Genomic DNA, 16410 nt, shown 5'->3' with positions numbered 1-16410 from the left:
TACATTCTCTAATTCAATATGAAGTTAATCTATATCATATCCTGGCATAGAATAAGATATTCCAATAAATATCTAATTTTGTAAATGTTATCTATAATTATTCTGCAAGTAATTCATCGAGTTCATCAATAAGTTTACCAAAGAGTTTTAATGCTGCATTAACAGGCTCTTTTGTTGCCATATCAACGCCTGCACCTCTTAAAAGTGATACTGGATCTTTTGAACATCCACCTTTTAAGAATCCAAGATAATCCTTTACAGCACTCTCGCCCTCATTTAATATTCTTCTTGATAAAGCAATGGCTGCTGAATATCCTGTTGCATACTGGAATACATAGAAATTGTAATAGAAATGAGGAATTCTTGCCCATTCCATATCAATCTCATGATCAACAACAATGTCTTCACCATAATATTCAATATTAAGTTCACGATATAACTTACAAAGTTCATCAGCTGTTAAAGACTCTCCATTTTCAACCATCTCATTAATCTTCATCTCGAATTCAGCGAACATTGTCTGACGATAAAGAGTTGTTCTGAACTGTTCAAGGAAGTAATTAATAAGATAAGCTCTTTCCATCTTATCAGTAGTCTTTGCAAGAAGATGTTCCATTAATAATGCTTCATTACATGTTGATGCAACTTCTGCAACGAATATTCTATAATGTCTATAGCAAGTAGGCTGTGTATGATTTGAATAATATGAATGAAGAGCATGTCCCATCTCATGTGCAAGTGTAAACTGACTATCTAGAGTCTCTTTATAATTAAGCAATACATATGGATGTACAAGTGCACCTGCTGAATAAGCTCCACTTCTCTTACCTTCATTCTCATATATATCAATCCATCTATTATCAAAACCTTCTTTTAAGATTGACTGATATTCTTCACCTAAAGGTTTTACAGCTTCAAGAACTGTCTTTTTAGCTTCTTCAAATGGAATCTTTGCATCAGCAGTTGGAACTATTGATGTATAAAGATCATACATATGAAGTTCATCTTTCTTCATTAATTTTTTTCTTAATCTTACATACTTATGCATATAATGCATATTGTCATGTACAGCCTCTATAAGATTCTTATATACACTTACAGGCACATTAGTTCCATCAAGTGCAGCTTCTAATGTTGAATTATAATGTCTTGATTTTGCAAAGAAAATAAGCTGTTTTACCTGTGCTGACAATATTGATGCTGAAGTATTCTTAAAATCAGCATATGTATGATATAAAGATTCAAATGCAGCACGTCTTACATTCTCATCCTTGCTTTCAAGAAGTGGTATAAAACTTCCATGTGTTACTCTAAGTTCATTACCATCAGCATCTTTAATACTTGGATATTTCATATCAGCATTATTAAGCATTGAATTAATATTACCTGGTGCTTCTGATATCTCACCTGCTAAAGCAAGAATTCTCTCTTCTTCCGGTGATAAGATATGTGCTTTCATTCTTACAACATCATTAATAGCAATTCTATATACTTCAAGTTCCGGTTTTTCTTTATAGAATCCTTCAATGACACTTTCATCTGCTGCAAGTAATTCTGGTTCAAAGAATGCACTTCTACTCTCAACTTTTACAAGTTCTGAATAAGCTTTTCCAAACATTGCCTGATAAAAATTATTCTTAGTATCTTCATCACTCTTTCTACTTGCATAATTAAATAGATTATCTGTTAAAACATCAAGTTCATCTGAAAGTTTAAAATAATTATATAAATTATCTGCACTGTCCATAAGTTTTCCTTCAAATGTAGCAATCTTATCTCCGTATTCTGATAATTTTTTTAAATCTTCCTCCCATAACGCATCTGTTGCATATAAATCTTCTGTTGCCCATGTATTTTCTTTTTTTACATCAGCTCTTTTTAAAATCTCTAATGACATATACAGTTCCCTCCTAAATATATTTAATGATGCAACGCATCATCCTATTTAGCATATCACTTTTATAATACTTTGTACATATTAGAAATTGAGTTTTTTATATCATTTTCACGAATATTATGGTATAAAATATATTAGTTTGACAAAATTTCTTTTTAATTAAAAAAGCTTTTTAAGAATATCCAATCATGGAATCGTAGTTTTTCTTAAAATTAAAAAGAAATATTGTACTTAATTATTATATGGAGATTTTTTTATGAATGAGATTATAAGTAAAACTGACAACCGACGTATCTTTAAAACGATTGTAACTTTATCACTTCCTACTGTTGTAGAGCAGGGACTTCAGACAATTGTATCATATATTGATACTGCCATGGTCGGACAGATCAGTGCTGACGCATCTGCAGCTGTCGGACTTACCCTCACTGTAGGATGGCTTGTTAATGCTCCTCTTTTTGCAATGGGTGTTGGCTTCTTATCCTACATAGCAAGACAGATGGGTGCCGGACATTATGAAAACATAAAAAAAGCAGGTAATCAGGCTGTTATAATGACTCTCTTTATCGGAGCATTGCTTGGTATTATAACCGGTATTGTAAGCCCATTTTTACCTGTCTGGCTTGGTGCTGAACCTAATATAAGAAAGATTACTTCATGGTACTTTTTTATAACAACATTTCCTATGATATTCAGAGCTTCAAGTATTATACTGGCTTCTGTTCTTCGTGCAGTCTATGATACCAAGACACCAATGAAGATTAATCTTCTTATGAATATCATTAATATTGTATTTAACTTTATTCTTATAAGGTATATAGGAATATATGGTGCTGCAATATCAACAGCACTTTCGTATATAGTAGGTGGAATCCTTATGTATATCGTATTTTGTAAAAATCCATACATATCTTCTACTTCATCCCGAGTATCCTACGATCGCCATGTAATGAATGAATGTATTAAAACAGGTCTTCCAATTGCACTTGAGCGAAGTGCGTCATGTCTTGGACATGTAGTATTCACAGGACTTGTAAGCAACCTTGGAACAATAAGCATAGCTGCTCATTCCATAGCTCTTACTGCCGAAGAAGCCTTCTATATTCCAGGATATGGTATGCAGACTGCTGCCTCAACTCTTGCCGGCAACGCATACGGTGAGAATAATAAGAAAAAACTGATAAAAACAAGTGCCATAACTGCTGCTATCGCAATTACAATAATATCTACACTCAGTATTTTTCTATACCTGTTTCCGGATTTTATGATGTCATTATTCTCTAATGATGCCAGAGTAATTGAAAAAGGCAGCGAAGTATTAAAACTTGTCGCTATGTCTGAACCGGCATTTGCTCTATTCATAATACTTGAAGGTGTCGCTAATGGAATTGGTGATACCAAATTTACATTCATTGATTCAACTTTATCTATGTGGGGCATCCGAATCGTATCAACATTCATCTGTATCAACATTCTTGGACTCGGTCTTAAAACTGTATGGATGTGCATGATCGCAGATAACCTTTTTAAATGTATAACATTCTTTACAAGATTCATATACGTTATAACCAAAAAACTTAAATAATTATTAACACAAATAATTAAAAACATAAGTAATTAAAAACATAAATAATTAAAAACATGAATAATTAAAAACATGAATAATTAAAAACATGAATAATTAAAAACATGAATAATTAAAAACATGAATAATTAAAAACATGAATAATTAAAAACATGAATAATTAAAAACCAAAAAAACACGCTCAATAAAAGCGTGTTTTTTTGGTTTTATTAGTATCCAACTAACTATGCATTAGCTGTCTTATCATTTACCTCTGTACTCTTATTATCTTCTTTGCCAAAAAGCTTCTTAAAACAACTAAGAGCAACAAGTACACCAAGTACCATAAGAAGAATTGCTACTATAAGCTGTAATCCATCTACAAGGAATGTTGCTTTTCCTGCTGCAACATTACCTACAAGTGCAATTGTCTTCTGAACAAGTGCTGTAAATGTAACTGCAAGCATCGCAAACATTGGTATATATAATGTCCAGCCTGTTCTTCCTGTTGTCTTTAAGAATACTGCAAGAGCTATAAGAACAAGAGCTGCAAGTAACTGGTTAGCTGAACCAAATAATGGCCATACATTACTATAACCACCAAGTGTTAACAGATATCCAAAGAATAATGTTATAACAGTTGCAAAATACTTATTAGTAAGTACTTTCTGCCATGTTGGCATATTCTCAGGATTAGTTGTATCACCATAGAATAATTCCTGGAATGACATACGACCAATTCTGGCAACTGAATCAAGTGATGTAAGTGCAAGTGCTGATACACACATAGTCATAAATACTGTTGCAAGCTGTACAGATACACCCATCTTCTCAAGGAATCCTGCTACACCACTTGAAAAGATTGCAAATGGTGTACCATCTGGTTTTGTTCCGTTTACTGCTACTGCACCAACTACAACAAGTGCTATTATTCCAAGTAATGATTCAATAACCATAGCGCCATAACCAACCGGCTGCATATCTTTTTCATTACTTATTGTCTTAGATGATGTACCTGATGATACAAGACTGTGGAAACCTGATACTGCACCACAGGCAATTGTTACAAACAATGTTGGGAATAATGAATTACCACCTACATTAAATCCATTGAACGCATTTAACTGCATCTTAGGATGTGCAACTACAACACCAAGAGCTGCTCCTATAATCATACCTAACAGCATAAATGTTGTCATATAATCACGAGGCTGCATTAATAACCACATTGGCATTACTGAAGCTAAGAAAAGATATGCCATTACGATATATATCCATGCATTTTTTGTAGCATAGATAGGAAGTTTCATACCAATTGCAAACATAACTACAAGAAGTACGATTGCTACTGCTGCACGAACTATCTCTTTCATCTTACCAACTTTTTTCTGGATAAGTCCGAATATAATTGCTACTACAATGAACAGCATTGATATTGAAGCAGCAGCACCATTAGCATAAGCAGTACTATCTGACATTCCTTCAACGCCCTTTGCCATGAAAGTACCGGCAACCATATCAGTGAATGCTGCAATAACAAGAAGTGTGAATAACCAGCAGAATAACATAAATAACTTTCTGCCTGTACGTCCTATGTACTTCTCAATAATCATACCAATTGATTTGCCTTCATTCTTAACAGATGCATATAAAGCACCGAAATCCTGAACTGCACCAAAGAAAAGTCCACCAATTATTAACCATAAAAGTACAGGAACCCAGCCGAATACTGATGCTAAAATAGGACCTGTTACAGGGCCTGCACCTGCTATTGATGAAAACTGATGTGAAAATACAGTAAACTTTGATGAAGGAACATAATCTTCTCCATCTTCAAATTCATAAGCCGGTGTCTTTGCTTTAGGATCAATTCCCCATTTTTTTGCAAGCCAACGACCATACAATAAATAACCTGCAGCTAATGCTACAATTCCGATTAAAACAATAACTAAACCATTCATCTCTCTAATCTCGCCTATTATCAGGCGACCCCTTTCATAATATTTGTAAAGAGTCTGATGTGATACTAAGAGCATTGTAGTCGTTACCAAAGACTATTCTAATATGTCTTTTGGAGCGTTACCTGTATAAAAAAAGCTTTCGTCATCACACATACTATTGTATATGTAAAGACGAAAGCTTATGCTTACGCGTTACCACTTTACTTGCCAGACAACTATCTGACCTCTCACTCTCATCATCGATAATATCATTAGTATATAATGCCCTATATATCTATTCATGATTATATGATGTAATCATAATCTATATCCTAATACATTAACTACTCTACTATCGGAAATAAGGTTCTATATAACGGTAGAAAACCGGTGATACCTACTATCCATCATTAATTGCTTAATGAAATTCAGTACACTGCTCACAGAGGATGGTTGTCAAAAGTATACATCACCTCACACCAACCGGTGACTCTCTGTAGTAAGAACTTATGACAATCTTATTCTGTTCAACGCATCAACTCTTTACTTGCCAAAAATAATATCACTTATTATCAGCATTGTCAATACATTATTTTGTATTTTTTTAAGAGCCAATTAATATTTTCAGATTATTCCCCAAATATCTTAGGAAATCTCTTAGCACCAAACTCACCAACTGCTGATATTACAGGTCCAAGTCCAAGTACCATAAGTATAGTTATTATCTCTATACTTCCTCCAAACAATGCACCTATAATCATCACAACAAAATCAAATGTCATTCTTATAATCTTAAATGGGACTTTCTTAAGTCTTGCTGATATTATAACAGGTATTGCATCATATGGAGCAGTTCCCATATGTACGTCCATGTATACAGCTGCCGCAATTACAAATATAACAATAGCTATTACAAGTATAATTGCTCTTGTATACCACAATGTAAAAATCTCCTGAGGCAGAGTCTTTTTCCAAATCCATGTGAAAAAGTCAATAGAATAACCTACAAGAAACATATTAGCAAGCGTACCTACACCAAGATTTCTCTCTCCGAATATAATGACAATTACAAGCAGTACTATGTTAAAGCCTGCCTGCCAGTTGCCTATAGATATTCCAAGCTTTGAAGATATAGCCTGATTCATCATTGTACATGGATCTGTTCCAAGATCTATAAGTAAAAGCCATGACAGACAGAATCCCATAAGAATCGTAGCAAGAATAACAATTACCATTCTTGCTGCGAATATTTTTCCTTTTTCATTCATACAATTCAATTATCAATTATTTACTCTTCTGATTCTTATATAAATAATTAATTATCTCCTTTCGTGTTACAATTCCAATTAAAGTCTTATCATCATCAATTACCGGAACAAAGTTCTGATCAATGGCATTTGTAATAAGATCTTCCATATTCGCATTAATGCTTATCGCATTATAATCAAGACGTCTCTTCACCTGCATAAGACTTACATCTTCAACACTGTGGAGATTAAGTTCGCTTTTATTCTTAATAAACCACAATAAATCACCTTCTGTGATTGTACCTATATATCTTCCTCTTCGGTTAATTATAGGCACTGTTGTATATCTGTGGTATTCCATTTTTTCCAACGCCTGCCTAACTGAAAAATCATCATACAAAAATGCTATCTCACTTTTTGGTTTTAAAAAAAATAGAATATTCATATATTACCTCTTTCCCAGGAATTACCCTGCTGTTCTCTCAATATCAATAACATCCTTAATCTTCTTAAGTTCATCTACAAGATGATTAAGTTCATCTATACTATGTATCTCAAAAGTCATACTGATAGTCGCAATCCCAGCTCTGTCTATCCTGCTGCTCATTGCTGTAGGATCAATATTCTCTTTAGTAAGAACCTTTGATACATCTGCAAGAAGTCCAAGCCTGTTAGTCGCATACAGATTAATCTCTGTTATATAACTTTCAAGTCTGCTATTCTCTTCTGATATCTCCCATGTTGCCTTAATAAGTCTTGTCTTTTCTTCATCACTAAGATTAATTATATTAATACAATCTTTTCTATGAATTGACACACCTCTGCCTTTAGTAACAAAGCCTACTATCTCATCATGTGGAACAGGATTACAACATCTTGAATAGTGAACTGCTCTGTCATGTATTCCATTGACAACTATACCTTTTTGAAGATCCATATTATCAAAAGTTATACTTTTCATTCTGACTGCATCACTGAGTGTCCTTGTATGCTTCTTCTCAATTCTGTCTTTTTTATGATATTCATCATTAAGTTTTGATGCCACATGTGACACTCTTATATAGCCACCACCAATTGCACAAAGTGCTGACTCCATAGTACCGAATCCAATCTTATGTATAACCGGTTCTACAATACCCTCATCAAGAAGCTTCTCTTTATCATATCCTTGCTCTTTCATATAAGCAAGAAGCTTCTTTCTGCCTTTTTCAATGTTCTCTTCCTTGTATTCATTCCTAAAATATTGATTAATCTTAGTCTTTGCCTGAGTAGTCTTTGCAATATTAAGCCATTCAAATTGTGGACCTTTAGAATTCTTATCTGTTACTATTCTTACTCTGTCACCATTCTTAATCTTATAATCAAGATCCACAGTTCTTCCATTAACAACTGCTCCGACTGCATAATTACCAACATCAGTATGTATTGCATAAGCAAAGTCAATAGGTGTTGCACCATTTGGCAGATTCTTAACATCTCCATTAGGTGTAAAGCAGTAGATACTATCAGAGAATAGATCCAGATCACTCTTTAAGAAATCCATAAATTCTCTATTATCTGATGTATCCGTCTGCCATTCAAGAATCTGTCTTAACCAGCTTAACTTTTCTTCTTCATTACCTTTTGTTGTTCCTTCTATACCTTCCTTATATTTCCAATGGGCTGCAATACCATATTCAGCAGTACGATGCATATCTTCTGTTCGAATCTGTATCTCAAAAGGCTGTCCATTCGGGCCTATAAGTGTTGTATGAATTGACTGATACATATTGCTCTTTGGCATAGCTATATAATCCTTAAACCTTCCCGGAATAGGCTTATAGTACTCATGAATTACTCCAAGTGCAGCATAACAATCCTTAACATTTTCAACAATTATTCTTACTGCAAACAGATCATATATATTATCTAATGTCTTATTACGTTTCTCCATCTTCCTGTATATACTGAAAAAATGTTTAACTCTTCCTTCTACATGAGCCTCAATTGACGCTTCTTTCAGATGGTTTTTAACTGCATCAACAATACTTTGTACAAAAGCTTCTCTTGAATCTTTTGTCTGATCTATCTTACTTGCAAGTTCATAATATATATCAGGATGAAGATACTTAAGGCACAGATCTTCAAGTTCTATTTTAACTTTTGATATACCAAGTCTATGTGCTATTGGTGCATATATATCGAGAGTTTCTTTTGCTATCTCTTTTTGTTTCTTTTCACTTTGATATTTAAGTGTACGCATATTATGAAGTCGGTCTGCCAGTTTTATAAGAATAACTCTTATATCTTTTGCCATCGCAAGAAACATCTTTCTAAGGTTCTCCGCCTGAATCTCTACCTTATCCATTGTACCTGAAAGCTTGGAAAGTTTGGTAACACCATCAACTAAAAGTGCTACTTCACTTCCAAACTCTCTCTCAATATCTTCACCTGTCATATAGGTATCTTCAACAACATCATGCAAAAGACCTGCGACTATTGTTTCTTTATCAAGTTCAAGTTCCGCAAGAATATTCGCAACGCACAGTGGATGAATAATATAAGGTTCACCGGATTTTCTCTTCTGTTCCTTATGTGCTAAAGCTGCTGTATTATAAGCTTTCTCTATTATTCTTACATCTGCTGATGGATGATACATCATAATCTTATCTATAAGTTGCTTATATAATACTTCAGGTTCTGTAAAATCTTCCGTCTTATGCAGAGTTGAACTCTTAATTTCCATACTCATTCATAATCACCACACATTTTCTTTACTATATATGTCGAATACTATTCTGTAACAACATTACCACAAAGTCTGTCTATTGCATCAATAGTCTTCTGGTTAATAACAATATTCATTCCAAAAGGATTGATTGTTATACCTTCGGAATCGCCTTTTTTGAATATATTGACAACTCCATTATAATCCTGTACAAGAACACCGAATTCTTTACCTTTTTCAAACTTTTTATATTCATGTAAATCTGTAAATACAGGGAAATACATCTTGCCATCCGGTCTATTAAGTCTTGGGAATTTGAATCTTAATTCACGCTTAACAGATGGATCTTGTCTTATTAATTCAAGCTGTTCTCTGTCGGCCTGTGAAGGCATAAGGAACTTACATTTTGGAAGCTGTTTTAACATATCTTCCTCAAGTTCTCTCTTAATATCATTGCTTATTGGACGTCTTAATTCCTGAAGGAAGAATAATGCTCTTATTGCAAAATCCGGATTCATAACAGGTCTGTTAACTTCCGGAAGCATCTCAAAATCAGGCTGTGGAACGATTAATTCAAGTGGTATCTCAATTGAATATGCTCCATTATCAATAAATATAGCATTAGCTCCTATTATATGAAGATATGCACAGAATGCTAAAAATTCTTTGTGTTTTAAACATTTTATATTAAGTTCAACTTTCTGTTCTACGAAATGTTCTTTTGCAAATAAAGCATATCTCTCCTGTGAAAAGATCCATACATGATATTTGCCTGATGGTGATTTACCAACGAATGGATATCTTGTATATCCAGACTCAGCAATATAGAATTCAGGTTCTTCATTCTTAACTCTCTCAACTATAAGACGAAAATATACATCCTTTGCTTTCTTAAAGTTCTCATATTCCGGACTATCTTTCTCTGCTTTTCTCATTAAAAATACTGCTGTGTTATATGCGAATATAACCTCCTGCAATACCATAGTTTTGAACTTTTCAATACTATAGTCCTTTTCGTATACCATTTGTGAAACTTTTTTCTTTCTTTCCTCTGTCATGCTACTTTCTCCTTTAAAACCCGGCACATATGTGCTAAAATTTACGAGTGAATCGCTTAAGTGTATATCGCTTAGATATACCTTTTCATTAATTAGGAGGTCCATTATGAAAACATTATATATTTCAGATCTAGACGGCACCTTGTTTAACGAACATGCACTCTTATCTGAGTATACCAAAAAAATGCTAAATATGCTATACAAAAAAGGTATAGATTTTTCAATTGCTACTGCAAGAACACCATATACAGTCAATGAATTGCTTAAAGATATTAACTTCAGAGTTCCTGTAACTATGATGAATGGTGTAATGACTTATGACTTTAACAAAAAAGAAATCCTACGATACGATGCTATAGAAAATTCAGATATGGCTCTTATGATTGATATTTTCAAAAAATATAATATCACAGGTTTTTTCTATGCCATTAACGGAAACGGTCTTAACACTTACTATGAGAATCTTGATACACCTGCAAGAAAGAACTTTCATGATGAACGTGTAACCAAATTCCATAAACCGTTTACAAAAGTCGCTTCTCTTGATGAACTTAAAGATAAAGAGATTGTATATATATCAATAAGCGATACTGCTGATACTCTTCGTGAAGCATACGAAAAAGTAAAAGAAATTGACACTTTAAACGTTGAATATTATCGTGACATATATGGAGAAGGTCTGTGGTATATGGAGATCTCAAGTGCCAAAGCAAGCAAAGGTAATGCAATCGAATATCTAAGAGAACATTATAATTATGATAAACTTATATGTTTTGGTGATAACTATAATGATATTAAGATGTTTGAAAAAGCTGATGAATGTTATGCTGTTGCCAATGCCAAAGATGATGTCAAAAAAGCTGCAAATGGTGTAATCGGCAGTAATAAAGACAATGGTGTTGTTAACTATATAGCTAAGACTCTTAATATGCCAAACCTTGTCACTATCCCTAAAAAAATAGCTATGATTAATGATATATCAGGCTTTGGACACTGTTCAACAACTGTATCACTTCCTGTTATATCTGCACTTAAAGTTCAATGCTGTCCGGTTTTAACTTCTATATTCTCTAACCATACAGGATTTTCCGACTACTATATGCGTGACTTTACACCTTATATGCGTGAATATACCGATACCTGGAAAAAACTTAACATAGACTTTGATGGCATATATTCAGGTTATCTAAGTTCGGAAACTCAGATTGATATTGTAAGAAACTTTATTGAAGAATTTAAAACTGACAAAACTGTTATTATAATAGATCCTGTAATGGGAGATCATGGTAAAAAATATACATTTTTTACTGACTCTATGTGCAATAAGATCAAAAATCTTTGCTCATACGCTGATGTTCTGACTCCTAATATAACAGAATGTGCCCTACTTACTGATACTCCTTATAATGACAATTTTACAATATCTGATATCAAAGATATGATTATAAAACTTAGCCATACAGGTGCCAAAAAAATAGTAGTTACAGGCTTTAAATCCGGTAATACAATCACTAATATCTGCTATGCAAATAATCAATTTGAATTAATCAATGCAGTTTTAGCCGGTGCTGATCGTCCCGGAACGGGTGATATATTTGCATCTATTATAGCAGCATGTTCAGTAAATGGCACTGACTTTTATGATAGTGTAAAACTCGCTTCAGATTTTATAGGAAAGTGCATTGCACTATCTGATGAACTTAATATTCCAACTCCTTATGGTGTATGTATAGAGAATTATCTTGACGAGCTAAGTACATATTAGTTATATTACTCTGTAAACTAGTTATATTACTCCGCAAACTAATATATTACTTTGTCAACTAGACAAACTTATGGAATGAGTGTCTACATATTTCTCTGTAAACTAGTATATTGCTTCGTAAACTAGTTATATTACTTCATCCCTAAGATAATATATCTTCACAGGTATTCTATAATTACTACACTATTATAATCTTACAAAGTTAACTGTTTAGCACAACAAACATACAAAAATCAAAAAATCGTGTGAATATCATAATACATAATAGTATCAGATATTCACACGACTATTTTTATATCAAAATATCAGATTATATAATATACTCTTTAGCACTCTTTTACTATATTATATTATGCTTCAAGATTCTTTCTTATTGCTTTAATAAAATCAAGGCTGTTAAGTACTGTTGGATTCTCAAATGTTGTGATAAGTGCAAGATCCTTAGTCATATATCCATCTTCGATAGTCTTAAGTGATGCTCTCTCTAATCTGTCAGCAAAATCAATAAGTTCCTTAATTCCATCTAATTCGCCACGTTTTCTTAATGCTCCACTCCATGCAAATATAGTAGCTATTGAGTTAGTTGAAGTCTCTTCACCTTTTAGATGTTTGTAATAATGTCTCTGAACAGTACCATGTGCTGCTTCATATTCATAATATCCTTCAGGTGATACAAGCACAGATGTCATCATTGCAAGTGAACCAAATGCAGTTGCAAGCATATCACTCATAACATCTCCATCATAATTCTTACATGCCCAGATATATCCACCTTCTGATTTTATAACTCTTGCAACAGCATCATCAATTAATGTATAGAAATATTCAATTCCTAATTCTTCAAATTTTGCTTTATACTCTTTTTCATACATATCTGCAAAGATATCCTTGAATGTATGATCATATTTTTTAGAAATTGTATCTTTTGATGCAAACCAAAGATCCTGTTTCTGATCAAGTGCAAAGTTAAAACAGCTTCTTGCAAAACTTGTAATTGATTTTTCTGTATTATGCATACCCTGAATGATTCCTGCTCCAGTAAAGTTATGTATAAGTTCTCTTGTCTCATTACCATCTTCATCTGTATATACAAGTTCTGCTTTACCTGCTTTTGGAATCTTCATCTCTGTTGCTTTATATACATCACCATAAGCATGACGTGCAATAGTAATAGGTTTCTTCCAATTCTTAACATAAGGCTCAATACCTTTAACAATGATAGGTGCTCTAAATACTGTACCATCAAGGATTGCTCTTATTGTTCCATTAGGACTCTTATACATCTCTTTAAGATTATACTCTGTCATTCTTGCTGCATTAGGTGTAATAGTTGCACATTTTACAGCTACACCATACTTCTTAGTTGCATTAGCTGAATCAACTGTTACCTGATCATTAGTCTCATTTCTATATTCAAGTCCAAGATCATAATATTCTGTCTTAAGATCCACGAATGGTAAAATAAGTTCATCTTTGATGTACTTCCAGAGTACTCTTGTCATCTCGTCTCCATCCATCTCAACGAGTGGTGTTGTCATTTTAATTTTTTCCATCATTTTCCCTCCTGATTTTTGAAAAATTATTAATAATAGAAGTATTAAGCTTTTAACATTATACTTTATCTTGTTACAGTTGTAAAGGAAATTAATTGTTTTTCTTCATATATTTTCACATAACTACCACATTACTACCATCTTCAAATCACACTTATACTTTATCATATACGCATACTCACATAAGCAGTGGTACACAATATACTGTCATCTTGATATTTAACTACGCACACTTCATCTTCATACATGACAGTAGTGTGCCGCAAAACCTAAATTACAATAGTTACAAACATATATGATGCTATTACCGTATCCTGTTGCATATTATTGCTACACTTAATCTATTAAACATTCTAGGAATATAGCAACAAAATCGGCACACTTCATTATAGCATATAACTAACTATATAAAGAAAGAAGGATTTGTATGAGAAAAAACTTTTATAAAATAGTATTACCTGCTGCTCTTATTGCAGCACTCATGGCTTCAGGCTGTGGAAAGAGCAACAGCGATTCTGCTAATAATCAGACAACTATTGCTTCTGATTCACAGACAGTAACTGCCGCTGACGGCAATGAAGAAGAAGAAAAAGTATCAACAGTTGAAGTAGCTGAATATGAAGACAGCGATTTTGATGAAGACTATGATGAAAGCACTGCAACAATAATAACACTAGCAGATACAATAACTGTATCAGGTGACAATGCAAGCGTCAAAGATAACATTGTCACAATAACAGCCGGTGGCACATATATCATCACCGGAACAGGCAATGGTCAGATAGTTGTCGATTCAGAAGATAAAGAGATTGTTAGACTTGTTATGAAGAATGCAACCCTTACATCAGACAGCGACTCTCCTATCTATATTGCACAGGCAAAAAAAACAATTGTCACACTTGCAGCCGGTACAACTAACCAGATAACTGATACTGCTTCTCACGAAGAAAGCACAGATGAAAATGCCATTAATACAGATGCTGCTATCTATTCAAAAGATTCTATTACAATTAACGGAAGTGGTTCACTTACAATTAATTGTACTAATGCTAATGGTCTGACAAGTAAGGATCACCTTGTTATAGCTAATGGAACACTTAATATAACAGCTGGCAATAATGGTCTAAAAGGCAAAGATTACGTTCTTATCAACAATGGTGACATAACAATTGACTCAGCTAACGATGGTATCAAATCAACTAATACCAAAGACACTTCCCTAGGCTATATCAGTATAGATGGCGGTAACATAACAATTAATTCTGATGGCGACTGTATACAGGCAGAGACTGATCTATATATTAATGGTGGAACATTCACTCTCACATCAGCTGATGGCAACTATGAAGTAAAAAGTGGCTCTGATATGCCAGGCGGTGGTATGATGGGCGGAGGTCAACGTCCTGATAATATACTCCCTTCAAATAGTTCAGATTCATCTGTAACCATGCCTGATGCAGCTAACCAAAAAACACCAGATAGTGTTACATCTGACACATCAAATACAACTAATGGAGGTACTTCTAACTCTTCAAATTCATCAACTGATAGTTCAGATAGTACAACAGAAGATGAAAGTACAAGTCAAAAAGGACTTAAAGCTTCATGTAATATTGTCATAAGTGGTGGTACTCTTAATATTAATACTGCTGATGATGCAATACACAGTAACCAGACAGTAACATATAATAATGCAACATCAACAATCGCTACTGGTGATGATGGTATTCATGCAGATAATACACTTACTATTAATAATGGAACTATTAATATTACAAAATGTTATGAAGGACTTGAAGCTTATGAGATAACAATTAATGACGGTGATATTGATATTGTAGCCAATGACGATGGAATCAATGCATCTGACAGTTCAGTATCAACAACTTCAACTGAACCTCAGATGGGCATGGGTGGAATGGATAACGGAACTGCTGTACTTAATATAAAAGGCGGTAATCTATATGTTAATGCATCAGGTGATGGTCTTGATTCTAACGGATACATCTATCAGTCAGGCGGATATGTCATCGTTGACGGTCCTACAAGTGATGGTGATGGTGCACTTGATTATGACCAGACTTATGCGATTACAGGTGGAGTACTTATGACAGCCGGTTCATCAGGAATGGCGCAGAATGTAAGTGATTCATCAACTCAGGGTTCTGTAATTGTCTACTTATCAGAACGCTATGATGGTGGCAAAAAAGTATCACTTACAGATGATTCAGGTAATGAATTATTAAGTTTTACACCTGCTAAATCATTCAACTGCATACAGTTTTCTTCATCTGATATTGTAACTGGTGGTACATATAAGATACTCATAGACGGAACAGAAGTAGAATCTTTCACAGCTGATACTACAGTAAATACAGCTGGAACAGCTACTAGTACAATGGGCAAAGGTCAAGGTGGCCCTGGTGGAGAGATGCCTTCTGGCGAAGTTCCTTCCGGTGAGATGCCTTCTGGCAATACCAATTCTAACTCATCAGGAAAAAATAATAAAAAAGCAAAGAATAGTGATAATTCTGGTTCAGGCACTAATACAAGTGAAACAGCTGGTGACAGCATCTAAAATACATTGTTAAATCGAGTAGGAGGCGGTGATTAACCGCTAGGCGCACAACATGAAAAAGCCAGTAGTTTTTTATGTCTACTGGCTTTTCAAATAACAAA

Annotated in this window: 10 protein-coding genes; 3 read left to right on the top strand and 7 right to left on the bottom strand. The window is 33.7% G+C overall.

The genetic code is table 11. The annotated features are described in order from the left end of the window. Positions 1-97 precede the first annotated feature (97 nt). The gene (gene pepF / locus KQI85_RS00740) at positions 98-1897 is read right to left on the bottom strand and encodes an oligoendopeptidase F (RefSeq protein WP_216574125.1); all 1800 of its coding nucleotides are present in this window, start codon (positions 1895-1897) and stop codon (positions 98-100) included. 256 nt (positions 1898-2153) lie between these two features. On the opposite strand from pepF, the gene KQI85_RS00735 reads away from it, so the two are divergent. Next, entirely contained in the window at positions 2154-3482 is a 1329-nt protein-coding gene (locus tag KQI85_RS00735) for an MATE family efflux transporter (protein WP_216574124.1), read from the top strand. Between the two features lie 224 nt (positions 3483-3706). On the opposite strand, the gene KQI85_RS00730 is transcribed toward KQI85_RS00735, so the two are convergent. The 5 genes from KQI85_RS00730 to KQI85_RS00710 all read right to left on the bottom strand — a co-directional run bounded on the left by KQI85_RS00730 (position 3707) and on the right by KQI85_RS00710 (position 10413). After that, a complete protein-coding gene (locus tag KQI85_RS00730) occupies positions 3707-5422 on the bottom strand; it encodes a carbon starvation protein A (RefSeq protein WP_216574123.1) in 1716 nt (571 codons plus the stop codon). Positions 5423-6030: 608 nt separating this feature from the next. Beyond that, the gene (locus KQI85_RS00725) at positions 6031-6669 is read right to left on the bottom strand and encodes a YitT family protein (RefSeq protein ID WP_216574122.1); all 639 of its coding nucleotides are present in this window, start codon (positions 6667-6669) and stop codon (positions 6031-6033) included. Between the two features lie 16 nt (positions 6670-6685). Next, a complete protein-coding gene (locus tag KQI85_RS00720) occupies positions 6686-7093 on the bottom strand; it encodes a CBS domain-containing protein (protein ID WP_216574121.1) in 408 nt (135 codons plus the stop codon). 21 nt (positions 7094-7114) lie between these two features. Further along, positions 7115-9379, bottom strand: coding sequence for a bifunctional (p)ppGpp synthetase/guanosine-3',5'-bis(diphosphate) 3'-pyrophosphohydrolase (locus KQI85_RS00715; protein WP_216574120.1), 2265 nt, complete (start codon positions 9377-9379; stop codon positions 7115-7117). Positions 9380-9420: 41 nt separating this feature from the next. After that, positions 9421-10413, bottom strand: coding sequence for an SseB family protein (locus KQI85_RS00710; RefSeq protein ID WP_216574119.1), 993 nt, complete (start codon positions 10411-10413; stop codon positions 9421-9423). 106 nt (positions 10414-10519) lie between these two features. Between KQI85_RS00710 and KQI85_RS16865 the strand changes: the two genes are divergently transcribed. After that, positions 10520-12178 (top strand): pyridoxamine kinase, encoded by a 1659-nt coding sequence (locus KQI85_RS16865; protein WP_216574118.1) that lies wholly within the window; start codon positions 10520-10522, stop codon positions 12176-12178. A 350-nt stretch (positions 12179-12528) separates the two neighbouring features. Here the strand turns inward: KQI85_RS16865 and KQI85_RS00700 are convergent, their stop codons facing one another. Then, complete coding sequence (locus KQI85_RS00700; protein ID WP_216574117.1) at positions 12529-13731, bottom strand: NADP-dependent isocitrate dehydrogenase; 1203 nt, start codon at positions 13729-13731, stop codon at positions 12529-12531. Between the two features lie 427 nt (positions 13732-14158). Between KQI85_RS00700 and KQI85_RS00695 the strand changes: the two genes are divergently transcribed. Beyond that, complete coding sequence (locus KQI85_RS00695; RefSeq protein ID WP_216574116.1) at positions 14159-16309, top strand: carbohydrate-binding domain-containing protein; 2151 nt, start codon at positions 14159-14161, stop codon at positions 16307-16309. Positions 16310-16410 lie beyond the last annotated feature (101 nt).

This window comes from Falcatimonas sp. MSJ-15, assembly GCF_018918265.1.
Taxonomy (GTDB): domain Bacteria; phylum Bacillota; class Clostridia; order Lachnospirales; family Lachnospiraceae; genus Falcatimonas.
This window is presented reverse-complemented; position numbering and strand designations above follow the sequence as displayed.

Excerpts from the sequence above, each read along its gene's own strand:
- pepF (WP_216574125.1), bottom strand. The coding sequence starts at position 1,897 with ATGTCATTAGAGATTTTAAAAAGAGCTGATGTAAAAAAAGAAAATACA.
- KQI85_RS00735 (WP_216574124.1), top strand. The coding sequence starts at position 2,154 with ATGAATGAGATTATAAGTAAAACTGACAACCGACGTATCTTTAAAACG.
- KQI85_RS00730 (WP_216574123.1), bottom strand. The coding sequence starts at position 5,422 with ATGAATGGTTTAGTTATTGTTTTAATCGGAATTGTAGCATTAGCTGCA.
- KQI85_RS00725 (WP_216574122.1), bottom strand. The coding sequence starts at position 6,669 with ATGAATGAAAAAGGAAAAATATTCGCAGCAAGAATGGTAATTGTTATT.
- KQI85_RS00720 (WP_216574121.1), bottom strand. The coding sequence starts at position 7,093 with ATGAATATTCTATTTTTTTTAAAACCAAAAAGTGAGATAGCATTTTTG.
- KQI85_RS00715 (WP_216574120.1), bottom strand. The coding sequence starts at position 9,379 with ATGAGTATGGAAATTAAGAGTTCAACTCTGCATAAGACGGAAGATTTT.
- KQI85_RS00710 (WP_216574119.1), bottom strand. The coding sequence starts at position 10,413 with ATGACAGAGGAAAGAAAGAAAAAAGTTTCACAAATGGTATACGAAAAG.
- KQI85_RS16865 (WP_216574118.1), top strand. The coding sequence starts at position 10,520 with ATGAAAACATTATATATTTCAGATCTAGACGGCACCTTGTTTAACGAA.
- KQI85_RS00700 (WP_216574117.1), bottom strand. The coding sequence starts at position 13,731 with ATGGAAAAAATTAAAATGACAACACCACTCGTTGAGATGGATGGAGAC.
- KQI85_RS00695 (WP_216574116.1), top strand. The coding sequence starts at position 14,159 with ATGAGAAAAAACTTTTATAAAATAGTATTACCTGCTGCTCTTATTGCA.